The sequence below is a fragment of the Pantoea sp. SYBGC1 genome (genome assembly GCF_057197005.1).
Map to the genome: position 1 here is coordinate 697,131 of NZ_JBXUNM010000001.1, position 16,238 is coordinate 713,368.

Annotated in this window: 16 protein-coding genes; 6 read left to right on the forward strand and 10 right to left on the reverse strand. The window is 53.9% G+C overall.

Features of this window, described 5'->3' with window-relative positions; all coding sequences use genetic code 11:
- The first annotated feature begins 122 nt into the window (after window positions 1–122).
- On the forward strand, window positions 123–1,499 hold the full coding sequence (locus AC2CF9_RS03275; protein WP_150016288.1) for an MFS transporter: 1,377 nt from the start codon (window positions 123–125) through the stop codon (window positions 1,497–1,499).
- A 68-nt stretch (window positions 1,500–1,567) separates the two neighbouring features.
- On the opposite strand, the gene htpX is transcribed toward AC2CF9_RS03275, so the two are convergent.
- From htpX to AC2CF9_RS03295, 4 genes are all read right to left on the reverse strand, one after another.
- The gene (htpX, locus tag AC2CF9_RS03280; RefSeq protein WP_065649128.1) at window positions 1,568–2,449 is read right to left on the reverse strand and encodes a protease HtpX; all 882 of its coding nucleotides are present in this window, start codon (window positions 2,447–2,449) and stop codon (window positions 1,568–1,570) included.
- A gap of 220 nt (window positions 2,450–2,669) precedes the next feature.
- The gene (gene prc, locus AC2CF9_RS03285; RefSeq protein WP_039384838.1) at window positions 2,670–4,709 is read right to left on the reverse strand and encodes a carboxy terminal-processing peptidase; all 2,040 of its coding nucleotides are present in this window, start codon (window positions 4,707–4,709) and stop codon (window positions 2,670–2,672) included.
- 20 nt (window positions 4,710–4,729) lie between these two features.
- Complete coding sequence (proQ, locus tag AC2CF9_RS03290; RefSeq protein WP_150016290.1) at window positions 4,730–5,410, reverse strand: RNA chaperone ProQ; 681 nt, start codon at window positions 5,408–5,410, stop codon at window positions 4,730–4,732.
- Between the two features lie 96 nt (window positions 5,411–5,506).
- Window positions 5,507–6,007 carry a GAF domain-containing protein gene (locus AC2CF9_RS03295; RefSeq protein ID WP_150016291.1) on the reverse strand — a complete coding sequence of 167 codons (501 nt, stop codon included), beginning with the start codon at window positions 6,005–6,007 and terminating at the stop codon, window positions 5,507–5,509.
- A gap of 217 nt (window positions 6,008–6,224) precedes the next feature.
- Between AC2CF9_RS03295 and yebS the strand changes: the two genes are divergently transcribed.
- The 3 genes from yebS (at window position 6,225) to rsmF (ending at window position 11,571) form a co-directional block, all read left to right on the forward strand.
- The gene (yebS, locus tag AC2CF9_RS03300) at window positions 6,225–7,469 is read left to right on the forward strand and encodes a membrane integrity lipid transport subunit YebS (RefSeq protein ID WP_484556243.1); all 1,245 of its coding nucleotides are present in this window, start codon (window positions 6,225–6,227) and stop codon (window positions 7,467–7,469) included.
- Complete coding sequence (locus AC2CF9_RS03305) at window positions 7,438–10,071, forward strand: PqiB family protein (RefSeq protein WP_484556244.1); 2,634 nt, start codon at window positions 7,438–7,440, stop codon at window positions 10,069–10,071. The genes yebS and AC2CF9_RS03305 overlap by 32 nt, the downstream gene beginning before the upstream one ends.
- A gap of 75 nt (window positions 10,072–10,146) precedes the next feature.
- Window positions 10,147–11,571 carry a 16S rRNA (cytosine(1407)-C(5))-methyltransferase RsmF gene (rsmF, locus tag AC2CF9_RS03310; RefSeq protein WP_484556439.1) on the forward strand — a complete coding sequence of 475 codons (1,425 nt, stop codon included), beginning with the start codon at window positions 10,147–10,149 and terminating at the stop codon, window positions 11,569–11,571.
- 197 nt (window positions 11,572–11,768) lie between these two features.
- Here rsmF and AC2CF9_RS03315 read toward each other — a convergent pair whose 3' ends face one another.
- The 3 genes from AC2CF9_RS03315 to AC2CF9_RS03325 form a co-directional block, all read right to left on the reverse strand.
- Window positions 11,769–11,936, reverse strand: a complete 168-nt coding sequence (locus AC2CF9_RS03315; protein WP_484556245.1) for a hypothetical protein — start codon at window positions 11,934–11,936, stop codon at window positions 11,769–11,771.
- A gap of 166 nt (window positions 11,937–12,102) precedes the next feature.
- Window positions 12,103–12,240, reverse strand: coding sequence for a hypothetical protein (locus AC2CF9_RS03320; protein ID WP_190314871.1), 138 nt, complete (start codon window positions 12,238–12,240; stop codon window positions 12,103–12,105).
- A gap of 137 nt (window positions 12,241–12,377) precedes the next feature.
- Complete coding sequence (locus AC2CF9_RS03325) at window positions 12,378–12,584, reverse strand: hypothetical protein (RefSeq protein WP_150016295.1); 207 nt, start codon at window positions 12,582–12,584, stop codon at window positions 12,378–12,380.
- Window positions 12,585–12,786: 202 nt separating this feature from the next.
- Between AC2CF9_RS03325 and AC2CF9_RS03330 the strand changes: the two genes are divergently transcribed.
- Complete coding sequence (locus AC2CF9_RS03330) at window positions 12,787–12,957, forward strand: hypothetical protein (RefSeq protein ID WP_039384855.1); 171 nt, start codon at window positions 12,787–12,789, stop codon at window positions 12,955–12,957.
- Window positions 12,958–13,063: 106 nt separating this feature from the next.
- Here the strand turns inward: AC2CF9_RS03330 and ymcF are convergent, their stop codons facing one another.
- The 3 genes from ymcF to AC2CF9_RS03345 all read right to left on the reverse strand — a co-directional run bounded on the left by ymcF (window position 13,064) and on the right by AC2CF9_RS03345 (window position 15,813).
- Window positions 13,064–13,240 (reverse strand): cold shock small protein YmcF, encoded by a 177-nt coding sequence (gene ymcF / locus AC2CF9_RS03335; protein WP_150016296.1) that lies wholly within the window; start codon window positions 13,238–13,240, stop codon window positions 13,064–13,066.
- A 669-nt stretch (window positions 13,241–13,909) separates the two neighbouring features.
- Entirely contained in the window at window positions 13,910–14,764 is an 855-nt protein-coding gene (locus AC2CF9_RS03340; protein ID WP_484556246.1) for a glycosyltransferase family 17 protein, read from the reverse strand.
- Window positions 14,765–15,465: 701 nt separating this feature from the next.
- Window positions 15,466–15,813, reverse strand: a complete 348-nt coding sequence (locus tag AC2CF9_RS03345) for a YebY family protein (RefSeq protein ID WP_039384858.1) — start codon at window positions 15,811–15,813, stop codon at window positions 15,466–15,468.
- 191 nt (window positions 15,814–16,004) lie between these two features.
- On the opposite strand from AC2CF9_RS03345, the gene AC2CF9_RS03350 reads away from it, so the two are divergent.
- Window positions 16,005–16,235: a DNA polymerase III subunit theta gene (locus AC2CF9_RS03350; RefSeq protein ID WP_150016298.1), complete on the forward strand. Its 231-nt coding sequence runs from the start codon at window positions 16,005–16,007 to the stop codon at window positions 16,233–16,235.
- Window positions 16,236–16,238 lie beyond the last annotated feature (3 nt).

Genomic DNA, 16,238 nt, shown 5'->3' on the forward strand with positions numbered 1-16,238 from the left:
GCCCGTTTTCATTTTCGCTATGCCGGCATCAGCGAAATAGAGGTTTTTCACGCCTGCGGCGATGCTTTCCGGCGCTAAATTGATTAGCATGATGATATTCACTTCCTTTACTTACCACTATTATGCCTTCAATTGCCCCTCAGGATGGACTTCCACTGCCGCAGCGCTATGGCGCAATCATCACGATTGCGCTGGGTATTATGATGGCGGTACTCGATGGCGCTATCGCTAACGTAGCGCTGCCGACGATAGCGCGCGATCTCAGCGCCAGCCCGGCTGAATCAATCTGGATAGTTAACGCGTATCAGATCGCAATAGTGATCTCGCTGCTGTCGCTCTCCTTTCTGGGTGATATGCTGGGATACCGCCGTATCTATCAGGCCGGCCTGGTCCTGTTTATCGCGACATCGCTGTTCTGCGCCCTCTCCTCCACGCTGACGACGCTAACCGTGGCACGCGTGCTGCAGGGATTTGGTGGCGCCGCGCTGATGAGCGTCAACACCGCGCTAATCCGGATTATTTATCCGCAGAGGTTTCTCGGACGCGGTATGGCGATCAACTCACTTATTGTGGCGGTCTCCAGTGCCGCCGGCCCCACTATAGCCGCGGCTATTCTGGCCGTGGCCAGCTGGCAGTGGCTCTTTTTAATTAATATCCCGTTTGGCCTTGCCGCACTCTGGCTGGCGCTGCGCTTTCTGCCTGACAATCCGCAAAAAGCGCGTCAGCAGAAGTTCGATATTCCGAGCGCGGTGATGAACGCGCTGTTTTTTGGGTTACTTATCACTGCCCTGAGCGGCTTTTCGCAGGGGCAGCCTGCCAGCCTGATCGTGACCGAGCTGGCGGCGCTGATCGTTACCGGTATTATCTTTGTGCGGCGTCAGCTAACTCTGCCGGTGCCCTTGCTACCGGTTGATCTGCTGCGTCTGCCGCTGTTCTCGCTCTCCATCGGCACCTCCGTCTGCTCTTTCTGCGCGCAGATGCTGGCGATGGTATCGCTGCCGTTTTACCTGCAGAACGTGCTTGGCCGGGATGAAGTGGCAACCGGCCTGCTGCTGACGCCGTGGCCGCTGGCAACAATGGTGATGGCGCCGATTGCCGGACGTCTGATTGAGAAGTATCACGCCGGCCTGCTGGGCGGGCTGGGGCTGGCGCTGTTTGCCGCCGGGCTGTTTCTGCTGGCCATGCTCCCGGCGCAGCCTGCTGATGCAGATATCATCTGGCGTATGATGCTGTGCGGTGCCGGTTTTGGCCTGTTTCAGTCACCCAATAATCACACCATTATCTCTGCTGCCCCGCGCAACCGCAGCGGCGGAGCCAGCGGGATGCTGGGCACCGCCCGGCTGACAGGACAAAGTGCCGGTGCAGCGCTGGTGGCCCTGATGTTTAACCTGTTCAGCGACAGCGGCACACACGCCTCTTTGATCCTTGCCGGAGGCTTTGCTTCCGCAGCCGCTGCGATAAGTCTGGTGCGGCTGACCCAGTCACGCGCGGCGGCCTGACGCTGCCCGCACACAAATAAAAAAGGCATCACCAGGGTGATGCCTTTTCTTTTCGTCGGCTAAGCGGATTATTTCAGATACTGCCCGCTGCGCAGCGCTTCGATGCGCTTATCAAGCGGCGGGTGAGACATAAACAGCTCGCTGAACGACTTGTTTTTACCGTTGATGCAGAACGCCATCATGCTGCCTGGCTCCTGCGGCTCGTAGCTGGTTTTCAGACGCTGCAGCGCGGCGATCATTTTTTCACGGCCAACCAGTTTTGCCGATCCTGCATCAGCGTGAAACTCGCGGTGGCGTGAGAACCACATGGTAATGATGCTGGCGAGGATACCAAAAAGCAGTTCCAGCACCGTTGCAACTGCAAAGTAGACCAGCGGATTACCGTTGCTGCTCTCTTCACCATCCCGGTTGCCGGACAGAAAGCCCGATGCAACCTGCGCAATAATGCGCGAGATAAAGATAACAAAGGTGTTCACAATGCCCTGAATCAGGGTCATGGTGACCATATCTCCGTTGGCGATATGCGCGATCTCATGCGCCAGCACGGCTTCAGCTTCATCGCGGCTCATGTTCTGCAGCAGACCGGTTGAGACAGCGACAAGGGACGCGTCACGGCGTGCACCGGTCGCAAAGGCATTGATATCGGGCGCATGATAAATCGCGACCTGCGGCATCGCAATGCCGGCCTGCTGCGCCTGGCGACCCACGGTCTCCATCAGCCAGCGCTCGGTCTCATTACGGGGCTGTGTAATCACCTCCCCGCCAACGGAGCGCAGCGCCATCCATTTGGACATCAGCAGTGAAACGAACGCACCGCCAAAGCCAAACAGACCCGCCATAATCATCAGGCCCTGAACACTGCTTGACTGGATTCCTGTCAGACTCAGGATGAGTCCAAATACCAACATCACCGCCAGGTTGGTGATCAGGAAAAGAGCAATACGCATCATAAATGTTAATCTTCCTCAGTTGTTCACGCGCTTGTACGCGGATATATATCCTATGTTCATTGCGCGGCTTTTCAAGCGACCTTAATCTTTAAGTGTCTAAAAAAACAAAACTTTACATTCTACTCAGGCGATCGGTTGCAAACTGCTCAGACCACTTATTTAGCGAGTATAGTGCAAAAAAAAACACCGCCGTAGCGGTGTTTTGTGACCGGCTTCAGGATTACTTCGCCGGAGTGGCAGCGGGCTGAGAAGAGGCCAGCTGCGCCAGATCGTTAGCGATCTTCACCGTCTCATCCAGATAGGGATCGGGCTCTTTATAATCTTTTGGCAGCGCCTCAAGATTCTTAAGCGGCTTTTTCCCTTCCATCTGATAACGCGCGTTAATACGCTCCAGACGCAGCGCGTCCTCTTCGTGACTCTCTTTCTCACGCTGGGCAAGATTGAGCGACACGATATTGCGTTTATCTTTCATCGCATTGAAACGCGCAATATCTTTCATGATGTACTGAAACTCACGATCCTGCGCAATGCGATCGGCATGGGACTGCGTCAGCTTCGGCACCAGCGCGGTGATATCACCGGTTTTGGTATAGGTTGCCGCATTAATGCTGTCCCACGGCAGCGCGTTGTCTTCAAATTTTTCGCCGGTCTCTGCCGCTTCAACGCCGGTTGGCATCAGCAGATCGGGGGTCACTCCTTTACGCTGCGTGCTGCCGCCATTGATACGATAAAATTTCTGAATGGTATATTGAACAGAACCCAGCGCAGGCCACTCCGGACGCAGCATCTGATCGTAAATGCGGTTCAGAGAACGATACTGCTGCACGGTCCCCTTGCCGAAGGTCGGTTCACCAACAATCAGAGCCCGGCCATAGTCCTGCATCGCCGCGGCAAAGATTTCCGAGGCTGACGCGCTGAACCGGTCGACCAGCACTACCAGCGGGCCTTTGTAGTAAACAATGCCGTCGGTATCGCTGTCTTCACGCACCCGTCCATTGTTATCCCTGACCTGGACTACCGGGCCGCCCGGAATAAAGAGTCCGGAGAGAGAGACCGCTTCAGTCAGTGCACCGCCGCCGTTGGTTCGCAGGTCGATAACAACGCTGTCCACATTTTGCTTTTGCAGTTTCTGCAGCTGCACTTTGACATCGTCAGTCAGACCGACATAGAAGCCCGGAATATCCAGCACGCCCACTTTTTCTTTGCCGACGTTATGCACCGTGCCTTTGACCGCCCGATCTTCCAGACGGATTTTTTCACGCGTGAGCGTTACGGTCCGGGTTTTGGTGCCTTTACCGGCAGGCAGGATCTCAAGGCGTACTTTGCTGCCTTTAGGTCCTTTGATTTTCGATACCACATCATCCAGCCGCCAGCCGATAACATCCTCAACAGGCTTGCCTGGCTGACCCACGCCGACAATGCGATCGCCAACGGTAATCGATTTGCTTTTTGCTGCCGGACCGCCAGCGACCATAGAGTTGATGACCGTGTAGTCATCATCCATCTGCAGCACGGCACCAATCCCCTCAAGCGACAGGCTCATCTCGGTGTTGAACTGCTCAGTATTGCGCGGGGAGAGGTAGTTGGTGTGGGGATCGATCTCATGAGCAAAGGCGGTCATTGCGAGCTGGAAGACATCTTCACTGTTGCTCTGAGCCAGGCGACGGATGGCAAAGTTGTAGCGCTTAGTCAGCGTTTCGCGGATCTCTTTGTCATCTTTGCCCGCCAGCTTCAGGCTGAGCTCATCATATTTAACTTTGGCATCCCAGAGCGCGTTCAGCTCTGCGGTGCTCTTTGGCCACGGTGCTTTCGCCCGGTCGATATCAATGGTGTCATTGCCACTGAAATCCATCGGACGATCCAGCACCGTCAGCGCATATTGATAGCGCTCGAAACGGCGTTTTTGTGCCAGGTTATAGAGCGCGTAAAACAGATCCAGCTTGCCGCTGCGCAGCTCGTCGCCGAGCGTGGTTTTTTTGTCCGCATATTGCGCAACGTCTGATGCCAGCAGCACGTTATGGCTGTAATCCAGCAGGTTCAGATAGCGATCAAAAATTTTTGCTGAGAAATCCTGATTCAGATCGAACTGACGGTAGTGAGAGCGGGTAAAGCGCGATGTAACCCGCTCACTGACCGTGGGATGCTGCGCTTCTTCATGTAACTGCGGGATCTGGTCTGCACGCGTGATATTGTCTGCGGCAACGGAGGGGCCTGCCAGCAGCAGGCCCGCGATCATACCGATCTTAAAAAAGCTGTTCATGCCAGGGTCGGGCCTCCGTTTCAGAACTGCAAGTGTTCTGCGCGCACAATCATTGCCAGGCCTGAAGCAAGCTGTACCCGAACGCCATCTTTAGTGATTTCAAGAATGGTGGCGTCCATAGCACTTTTGCCTGCTTTGACTTTAATACTCTGGCCTGGCTGCAAAGCTGAGGTGTCGGTAACGGGTTTTGCCCGCGGCGGACGTGGTGCGGCGTTGCGTTCTGCAGCACCGGTGCGTGGCGTCTGAGGGCGCGGCTTACGCGGCGTCTCACCTTCAGCCGCTTTACGCGGTGCTGGCTTACGCGGACGACGCTCTGCACTCTCCTCTCCCGCCTCGCGCTTCTTCGCCCGCTGCTGCTCACGCTGCGCCTGAACGCGTGCCTTTGCCTCTTCCAGCTGCTTCCGCGCATGCTCTACGTGCTGCTCATCCAGCACGCCACAGGCGTTGCCATCGAGATCGACACGCGTTGCGCCGGCTTTGATACCGTAAAGATAACGCCAGCTGGAGGTATAAAGACGCAGAGCTGAACGCAGCTGCGTTTTGCTCGGACTATCTTCGCCCTGAACGCGCTCGACCAGATCCTGAAAGATACCGATTTTGAGCGGACGCGCTTCACCTTCAGCGCTAAAGCAGTGCGGAAAACGTTCCGCCAGAAAGGCGATGACTTCTTTACTGCTATTCAACTTAGGTTGATTTTCCATGAAATTTCCTGATTACAACGGATTTGCCGACCAGAGCGGGCATGAACAGGCGACATTATAATGACAACATCGCCAAATGCCATGCAATCCAGACGATTAGCTATGCGACAGCGCAATAAATTTTTCGATGTTGCTGTTCGCCAGCACCTCACAAAGCCCGTCGGCAAGGGCTGTCAGCCCTGCTTCATCCTCACTATCAAAGCGGGAATAAAGCGTACTGTCGATATCAAGAACGCCTGCAAGCAGGCCATTCACTTTCAGAGGAATCACGATTTCTGCGTTACTGGCGGCGTCACAGGCGATATGACCGGGAAACGCATGAACGTCATCCACGCGCTGCACGCGCTCTTCAGCCACTGCCGTACCGCAAACGCCTTTACCTGCCGGGATACGCACGCAGGCAATCTTGCCCTGGAACGGACCCAGGACCAGCGTATTCTCTTCAGTCAGCAGATAGAAGCCTGCCCAGTTAACCCCCTCCAGACGCTCAAACAGCAGCGCACTGCAGTTAGCCAGCGCGGCAAGAAAAGAGGTTTCGCCCGCCAGCAGCGCCCGGGCATCACGATTTAATTCCTCGTAAAAGGCTTTTTTGTTCATTGATCAACCATAATTCATCACTGAGAGGTATCAGTTTTCCCTCAGTTGTTAAAATAAGCACTAATAATCCAGCCCAACAAGGTGAATCATTGAATAAGTTGCTATACCCTTAGCACGCTATGATTGAGACTGATCTCGTACCACAAGATAGTGCAGGCTGCATGTTCTGTTCAGACTGCCGGCAACCGTAACGAATGATGGGCCACTCGCGTCACTTATGAAAATTCACGCTATCAGCCAGAGCTTGCCCCACGCACGTTATCAGCGTTGCCCCCAATGCGATACCCTTTTTTCCTTACCGGATGTGAAATCGCATCAAACGGCTTATTGCCCGCGCTGTCACGCCAAAATTCAGAATGGCCGTGACTGGTCAATGCGTCGTCTGACCGCGATGGCAGTGACAATGCTGGTGCTGATGCCCTTTGCTTTCAGCCTGCCCCTGGTTGAAATCCGCCTGCTTGGCATGCGCATAAACGCCAGTCTGCTGGAAGGCGTATTGCAGATGGCGCAGCAGGGTAACGTGCTGACGGCCGCCATGGTCGCGTTTTGTACTATCGGGGCTCCGGTGACGCTGGTTGCCGGCATCAGCTATTTGTGGATTGGCAACCGGCTGGGCATGAATCTGCGACCGGTGCTGCTGATGCTTGAGCGGCTGAAAGAGTGGGTGATGCTGGATATCTACCTGGTGGGTATCGGCGTAGCCTCTATCAAAGTTCAGGATTACGCCTCGCTGGCGTTGGGTTACGGTCTGGCCGCTTACGTAGCCCTGACCCTGTTAAGCCTGCTCACTATTATTCATCTTAATGTGGAAGAGCTCTGGGAGCATTACTATCCCCAGACCACCCCAACCGCGCCACCGGAGCGCTGGCAGGTATGCCTCAACTGTCATCACACCGGTATGCCCGATGAGCGTGGTCGCTGTACCCGCTGCCACACGCCGCTTGATTTTCGCCGTCGCCACAGTCTGCAAAAATCCTGGGCAGCACTGATTGCGTCGATTGTGATGCTGATACCGGCCAACCTGCTGCCAATTTCCGTGGTGTTTGTGAACGGTTCGCGGCGCGAAGACACTATTTTCTCCGGTATCCTTGGGCTGGGCTCAGGCAATATTCCCATCGCTGCGGTGGTGTTTATCGCCAGTATCCTGGTGCCTTTCACCAAAGTGCTGGTGATGCTGACGCTGCTGCTCAGCATTCACTTCAAATGCGAACAGGGGCTGAAAACCCGCATCCGGCTGCTGCGCGTAGTGACCTGGGTGGGACGCTGGTCGATGCTGGATCTGTTCGTTATTGCTTTAACCATGTCGCTGGTCAATCGCGATCAGCTGCTGGCTTTTACCATGGGACCTGCCGCGTTTTACTTCGGCGCAGCGGTAATCCTGACTATTATGGCTGTTGAGTGGCTGGATAGCCGCCTGATCTGGGATGCACATGCAACAGGAAACGCCGACTACACCGACTAGCGCAACCGTGCGTAACAAACGCAAGTTGTCGCCATTCTGGCTTTTGCCCGTTATCGCCCTGCTGATTGCCGGCTGGCTTTTATGGACCAATTATCAGGAGCGCGGTACCACCATTACCATTAACTTTCAGACGGCGGACGGCATTGTGCCGGGCCGCACGCCGATTCGCTATCAGGGCGTGGAGGTCGGTACTGTGCAGGGCATTGAGCTGAGTGATGATTATCGCAGTATTCGTATCAAAGCGAGCATCAAAAGCGATATGCGCGACGCCCTGCGCGAGAATACGCAATTCTGGCTGGTGACGCCAAAAGCCTCCCTTGCCGGCGTCTCCGGTCTTGATGCGCTCGTGGGCGGTAACTACATCGGTATGATGCCTGGCGATGGCAAAGAGCGCGACCATTTCACCGCGCTTGATACGCAGCCTAAATACCGGGTCAATACCGGCGAGCTGCTCATCCATCTGCATGCGCCCGATCTCGGTTCGCTTAATACCGGCTCGCTGGTCTACTACCGAAAAATCCCGGTGGGTCACGTCTATGACTACAGCCTTAATAGCAATACTGATGGCGTCACCATTGATGTGCTGATCGAGCGGCGCTTTATCAATCTGATCAAAAAGCAGAGCCGCTTCTGGAATGTTTCCGGTATTGATGCAGATGTCAGCCTGAGCGGCGCGAAGGTGAAGCTGGAGAGTCTGGCCGCGCTGGTAAACGGTGCTATTGCGTTTGATTCACCGGAAAAAGGCGAACCGGCCGAGAGCGAGCAGAACTATCAGCTCTATCCGGATCTGGCGCACAGCCAGCGCGGCGTGCTGATCAACCTCGATCTGCCTGGCGGCGACAACCTCAAAGCCAACAGTACCCCTTTGATGTATCAGGGACTGGAAGTAGGCACCCTGACCAAACTTACGCTGCTGCCTGACGGCAAAGTCTCTGGCGAACTGACGATTGATCCCTCAGTGACCGGACTGATGCGCAGCGGAACACGTATTGAGATGCGCGCACCAAAACTCAGCCTCACTGACACCAGCCTGAGCAGCCTGCTCACCGGTAACACGCTGGAGCTGGTGCCCGGTGACGGCGAACCGCAGGACCATTTCAGCGTGCTGCCCGCCAGCGAAACGCTGCTACAGAAACCGGATGTCCTGACGGTACAGCTTAGCGCGCCGGAAACTTACGGTATCGATGCCGGCCAGCCCCTGGTGATCTATGGCATGAAGATTGGTCAGGTGATCTCGCGTAAACTGGACGAGAACGGCATCAATTTCGTGGTGGCGATTAATCCTGAATATCGTCAGCTGGTGCACGCTGACAGCAAGTTTATCGTCAATAGCCGCCTGAACGTAAAATTTGGCCTGGATGGTATGCAGGTGCTGGGTGCCAGCGCACGTGAATGGGTGGATGGCGGTATTCGTCTCGATCCCGGCGCAAAAGGGAAAGCCTCCAGCCGCTACCCGCTTTATGCAGACGCCGAGCGTGCTGCTGAAGGGATCACCGGCAATCAGCCACCTGCCACGCTGACGCTGACGGCAACCAGCCTGCCGGACGTGCAGGCGGGCTCGGTGGTGCTCTACCGTAAGTTTGAAGTCGGTGAAGTGGTCGATGTGGTGCCGCGTGCGGATGCGTTTGATATTGCAGTGCATATCCAGCCGCAGTATCGCAAGCTGCTGACCAGCAAAAGCGTATTCTGGGCCGAAGGTGGTGCGAAAGTGCAGCTTAACGGCAGCGGTCTGACCGTGCAGGCGTCGCCGATTAACCGGGCGCTGAAAGGCGCCATCAGCTTTGACAATCTGACCGGTGCGCAGGCGAAAAAAGGCGTTAAGCGCGTGCTCTATGCGTCAGAAACCGCAGCGCGCGCCGTCGGCAGCCAGATCACCCTGCACACCTACGACGGCAGTAAGCTGGCAGCAGGCATGCCGGTGCGCTATCTCGGTATTAACGTCGGTCAGGTGGAGTCGCTGGCGCTGAGTCAGGATAACAATCAGGTGGTCGCTAAAGCCGTGCTCTATCCGGAGTATGTGCAGGACTTTGCCCGCACGGGCAGCCGTTTCTCAGTGGTGTCGCCGGAAATTTCTGCGGCAGGTGTCAACCATCTGGAGACGATTCTGCAGCCCTATGTCAACGTCGATCCCGGCAAAGGTGCGATGGCGCGCAGCTTCGAGCTGCAGGAAAGCACAATTACCGACTCGCGCTACCTGAACGGCCTGAACATTTATGTCGATGCCGCCGAGGCGGGCTCGCTCTCCCTGGGCACGCCGGTTCTGTTCCGCGGCGTTGAGGTCGGTACGGTCACCGGCACCTCGCTGGGTAATATGGCCGATCGGGTGCAGATTGCGCTGCGCATCAGTAAAAAGTATCAGCATCTGGTGCGGAACAACTCAGTATTCTGGCTGGCATCCGGCTATAACCTCGATTTTGGCCTGATTGGCGGCGTGGTGAAAACCGGCACCTTCCAGCAGTTTATTCGCGGCGGCATTCAGTTCGCTACGCCGCCAACCGTGCCGCTGGCACCGCAGGCAGGCGCCAACAAACACTTCCTGCTGCAGGATGAAGCGCCGAAAGCGTGGCGTGACTGGGGTACCGCTATCCCGGCTCCGCGCTAAACAACCGGGCAGCCAGCAGGCTGCCCGTTCTCTTTGCGCGTGCTACACTGCGCCCATCATTTGTCAGCGCGGTAAATTGTTGTGTCCAGTCGTTTTCCTGAAGAGTTCATTACCCTCATGCGTGCCAGCCTCTCTGATGAAGCTGACCTGCAACGCTTTCTTGCTATCAGCCAGCAGCCGCTGCGTAAAAGTGTGCGCGTGAATACGCTGAAGATCAGCGTAGCTGATTTTCTTGCCCGCACGGCACAGTATGGCTGGCGGCTGACGCCGGTTCCCTGGTGTGCAGAGGGATTCTGGATCGAGCGCGATGATGAGAGCCTGCCGCTTGGCAGCGTGGCTGAACATCTCAGCGGTCTGTTCTACATTCAGGAAGCGAGCTCGATGCTGCCGGTGACGGCGCTGTTTGCCGCCGCGCCGGACGCACAGCAGGTTATGGATATGGCGGCGGCACCCGGGTCCAAAACCACGCAGCTGGCGGCGCTGATGCATAATCGCGGCGCGATCCTCGCCAATGAATACTCCGCCAGCCGGGTCAAAGTCCTGCATGCCAATATCAGCCGCTGCGGCGTCAGCAACGTAGCGCTGACGCATTTCGATGGTCGGGTGTTTGGCGCAGCGCTGCCGGAACAGTTCGACGCCATCCTGCTTGATGCCCCCTGCTCAGGCGAAGGCGTGGTGCGTAAAGATGCGGATGCGCTGCGCAACTGGACGCTGGCCAGCACCGAGGCGATTGCGGCGACCCAGCGCGATCTTATCGACAGCGCTTTTCACGCGCTCAGACCTGGCGGCGTGCTGATCTACTCCACCTGTACCCTTAACACTATTGAGAATCAGCAGGTCATAGCCTGGTTGCTGGCACGCTATCCCGACGCCATTGAGATCCTGTCGCTGCAGGATTTGTTTGCCGGCGCAGAGGCTGCCCTGACGCCGGAAGGCTATCTGCACGTGTTTCCGCACCGCTTCGACAGCGAAGGATTTTTCGTCGCGCGTCTGCGTAAAACCGCCAGCGTGCCGCCACTGCCGGCGCCAGGCTATAAACTCGGTAAACTGCCGTTTGCGCCCGCCAGCCGAAAATTCAGCGCGGAGGTAATGCAGGCAGCGGCTAAAGTGGGCCTGCAGTGGGATGAGAGCCTGACGCTCTGGCAGCGTGATAAAGAGCTGTGGCTGTTTCCTGCCAGCGCCGAGCAGTGGCTGAATAAGGTGCGCTTCTCACGCATCGGTCTGAAACTGGCTGAAACCTTTCCTAAAGGCTACCGCTGGCAGCATGAGGCGGTGATGGCGCTGGCCCGGCCTGATGCATCGCTGGCGTTTGCGCTGAATGAAGCGGAAGCGGAGAGCTGGTATCGCGGACAGGATATCCATCCGGAGACGCTGCCTGACCGGGATGAGGTCATCGTCACCTGGCAACAGCAACCGCTTGGGCTGGCTAAAAAAGTGGGCAACCGCATTAAAAACAGCTATCCGCGCGAGCTGGTACGTGACGGCCGGCTGTTTCGCTAGCGGGCTGCGGCTCATAATCTGATGGTTGAGCGTCAGTTTAACCCAACCGGCATAGTGTAATGCCGGTATGGCGTCGCCCATGGAGAGCACAGCATGAAGGGCCGTAAGCAGTTTATCATTGTGTTGATTATGCTGGTGACCGGCAGCCTGCTGCTGCTGGAATCGCTGGCCCGGCTGGTGCATCTGCTGATAGTGGGTTAGCGGGTTATCAAAAATATTGCCAGCATAAAAAATGCCCAGAGGCCGGCAAAGGTCATGATACCCAGCCGGCGGGTTTTCGCCTGTCCGACAATTGCACCAATAAACAGGCTGAGAATCGTCAGCGTCCCTGTCATGACCCAAAGTAAATAGTGTGTATCTGCCATTAATGATCTGTCCTGAAATATAAGAAACCCGGACATTTTATAGCATTTCAGGCGGTATAACGCTGCTTTACTCTTTCCTAATCTCCAATACAGCCAGAAAATTGCTCATAAAAAACCCGTATAGCGTCAGGCCATACGGGTTAACTGAGTGGTAAATACATCCCGATCAGATTTTACGCGTGTCATCCACAGGAAGCGCGTCATCATTGGGTACGGCACCATCATCCATGGGCAAATCTTCATCTGCACCGGGTGCCTGTCCATCATCGGGGATAGGCTGAATATCTTCTGGACGTTCTGACATATTTACCTCCTGACCCTGGGTTGGGTATGTTCAGTATAGGCACTGTTGTGTAACACTCTGCGGCAGCCTGAGGAATATGTGCGCCAGCCGCAGAAAAAAAGATAAATGCCACACCACGCTTATTTAGCGTCTACGCGTTATTTCCCTTTATCTTCCCAGGGATCTTTCTTTTCATCTTCACTGCTGTCGCGCGTACGGGGAATTTCGCCATGCTCATCCGGCGCGTCCTGAACCGGATGGTCATCCTCTTCATATGCATTCCCGGCAGAGGGAGCCGCTTCAGGCAATCCTTTGGCTACATCGCCCTCATGTTTACGCTCGTCATTACTGTTATGTTTGAACATGCTCGCCTCCTGTCATTAAGAACCTAAGTATAGGCAACAGAAGCAATGACGCCATGAATGGCGACGTCTGAGATAAAAATCTGGCCCTACAGCTGTTTTAATCAGGGCGATGAAATTAAGCCAGCCGCTGCTGTCATCACACAGATTTATCAGCCAGGATTAATGTGCAACGCCGGGTTGCCTGTTAATCAAGGAGTCTCTGATGAAGCTGTTTTTTAGTGGATTAATTATTTCTGCCAGTCTGCTGATGCTGGCCGGTTGTCAGCAGCCGGAACGCCCGCTGGGTCCGGATGGCCGCCCTGCTCCGCCGATGGAGCATCCGGTGCCCGGTGGGCCGATGAGCAAAGGCCCGGCAGGCCAGCCTGAAGCCTGAGCGCCTGCCAGGCGCTGGATTATTCTGTAGCCATCGGTATATATGTTGCCGTCAGCAAAACGTAAAAAGGCCACCCTGGGGTGGCCTTTTGCGTGGCAGAGATCGGTTATCTGTGAAGCATATCGTTATTTGTTTTAAGCTTAGCTAACGTATTCATCGCCGCAGGGTTAAGAGCAACCATCGCTGTTTTGCAGAATATGCACTTAGCACCCGCCGGATTCTTCTCAGAAACGTCAAATGCGGATTTGCGATACTGCGAGCCCAGACAGTGTGGACAACGCATAGAAATTGAAACTGAAATAATTTTATATCCTTTGGTTTAAAACGGCCTGCCGCGGCCTGTCTGTTTATTGTTGAAGGTACAGCATGACTTTTTTACAAAACTCACCCTTTGCTATAACAATATAGTACAAAAAAAGAGTTTTGCTGTGTTTTTAAGATCGATACGGACTAAAACATCTGTACTCGAGACAACGCAATCCGAAGTTAGTGCGGCAGGCAAGCCACTTTATTCTCTGAACTTAATCAGTTAGCGATCTGTCGGCATCACCGCCGTCACGCTGAATTCAGACAAAACGCAGGACGATAGCGCTGTTTCAGAATAATCACCCGGCATGATTAAATTTGACGAAGTGTGATATCCGTCCTTGACTTTGTCTGTACATATCCGGGAGGGCGAATCATGACTGAGCTACTGCATATTATTTCTGTTGGCACACTCGTTGCGGGTATTTATCTGCTGGAGTGAGCGCTTTGCCCGCTACTGCCTGTACATTCAGGCCAGCAGCGGGCAAAGAAAAGGCCCTGCCGAAGCAGAGCCCTGAATTGGTGCGCCTGTTGATCATCATTGATTAGCAAACAGTCCGTCGTTAGATGCGGCGCATTGAGTTGTTACTCTTTAAGCGTAGACTGTTTATCCGACACTGCAAGTTCAAATGGTTTTCATTCCATCTCAGACAGGCTTTATGTAATCCATAAACCGCTTCTGGTTAACAACCAGCCATTCTGGCATATAAGCAGAAGTCATTGGCCTGACAACCATTTTCCGTGAGCGATTCCAGAGATCTATGTTTTGCTCTACACAGTGTCTTATATGATCCGGGTTATTAAATTCCGGTACGTTGTGCTCGGTATGTGAAATAGTAGCCATCTTTTCGCTGATCCGTTCATCAGTCATCACCCAGGAAAAATGCCAGCCAGCATCCTTCACTGTGTGCGTAGAAATTTTAAGCAACTGCCAGCGCCACCAGCTGTCGCGAATGGGCGTACCTTTACGCTTAACATTGCGCAGCAGTTCTGGCTGACTACGGAAAAAACCTTTCAGGTTTTTCAGCGTTGTCATTTTAGGTAGTTTACACAGGCGGGGAGAGCCATCCTCATTCAATACCTGCACGTTGAATTTATAGTTATAAAAATTCTGATGAAGTACTGTACAAAGATGTCTGTGACTGAAGCACTGTAGTGCAGCAGGACGCGGTATTTCATCAACATCTGACACCATAATTATATCCTGATCGCCAGCTTCAGTTAATCCTTTCATAATGGTATTGCGTGCGGTTGTTTCGTTTTCCCACGGATCAGAACTACCAGCTTCAACATACGAGCTATTTGACTGAAAGCTATGTTGATGAATTTTTGGGATACTGTCGTTGACAATATAGATTATTTTTTCTCTGAAACTGCTAAACTTTTCTATATCAAAATGAAGTTTTTCTCTTCTAATTCCCGTAAAAGTATACAACGACTCTACTATCACAAATTTATCAACATAATCATAAAGCGTGTTGAGTCTCAATTCCAGCAGCATATCTTCGTCATAGTATAAAAAGCAGTCATATATCATAAGTGGCAAACCTGAATCTTTTTTAAACGTTCATAAAAAGCAGAGATGGAAATTAATTAAAAATCACCCAAGAGATAAAAGCATTATTTATTAGATATTTAGCATATTAATTCGATTTTTTGTCTTTAATACACTGTTCTATCATTTGCCCGCTTCAGCGCACAGGATAGGATCGCATAATATTCTTACTACGTCAGCAAACAATGGCTTATGTTGCAACGTAACCTGCAAACCGCGTTCTTACAAAAATCTGCATCATACAATCTGTATTGTACAGCTTGCTTCAGCCAGCCGGGAAGTCAAAAAGATTTCTTACTGTCGCTTTGATGCAAAACGCTGAGCAATCTGACTGATAAAATTGTCATAAGGCTCAAAGTTCAACAGACAGCATCTGCTGCCACTTTATACTGTATAGCGCCCTTTTATAAACATAAAAAAAAGACCCAATACGATTCCTGTATCGGGTCCAGGGAAATGGCTCGTAGTGAGCCGTGCGCTAAAAGTTGGCATTTTTGAAGGCGAGGTGCCTTGCCTTTTAAAGGTAGTCCAACGGCGAACATTGTCCAGCAAGCAGCCTGAGGCGAGCCGGAAAGCTGCCAACTCTGTGATCGCGCTGGCACTACCAGACGCCCGCAACGCTTTTTGACGGCGGCGTCTGCCGGCTTTTACTTAACGCACAGCTGCTGCGCGCGATCGATAATCGGCTGCAGCGACATTTTACTGCCGGGATGCGCCTTATCATCTGCCAGAATAGTATTAATCGACTGCAGCGTGCCCTGCCCCGCATCGGCACGCGCCAGCGCTTTTTCATTCAGCGGGTACTGCAGCAGCGTGCTGGGGTTAATGGCAAACAGTGCGCCATCCTTTTCACAGGTCAGCATCACTTCTTCACGCGTGAAGGGCCACTTTGCCTTACCGATTTCAAAACGACTGACCGTAATAATTTCGCCCGCCAGCGCCTGGCTGCAGAGCGCCAGCAGCAGGCAGGCAGGGATCACTTTTTTCAGCAAAATATTGACCTCATTTCATCTTCACTGACACGGCAGGCAGACAGATTACCCGGCGGGTTTTCCGGCGCTGCCGCTGATGTGGCAGCAGGATACGCCGCCCGATTCAGCGTGTCGAGACCTGCAGTGCGATCCGGTTGCCCTTGATCCTGCTGCATGAAACCATTATTTTTGCCGCTGATTATCAGGAGAAAAGCATGCGTTATAATCTTGCACAGCTGTCGCAGGACGAGAAAGACAAAGTCAACGTTGAGCTGGCAGCAGCAGGCGTCGCGTTTAAAGAGCGCTACAATATGCCGGTGGTGGCGGAGATGGTTGAACGCGAGCAGCCGGAAGCGCTGCGCGACTGGTTTCGTCAGCGCCTGATGCACTATCGCCAGGCTTCGCTCAGCCTTTCCCGCCTGCCCTACGAACCTAAGCAGAAATAATCT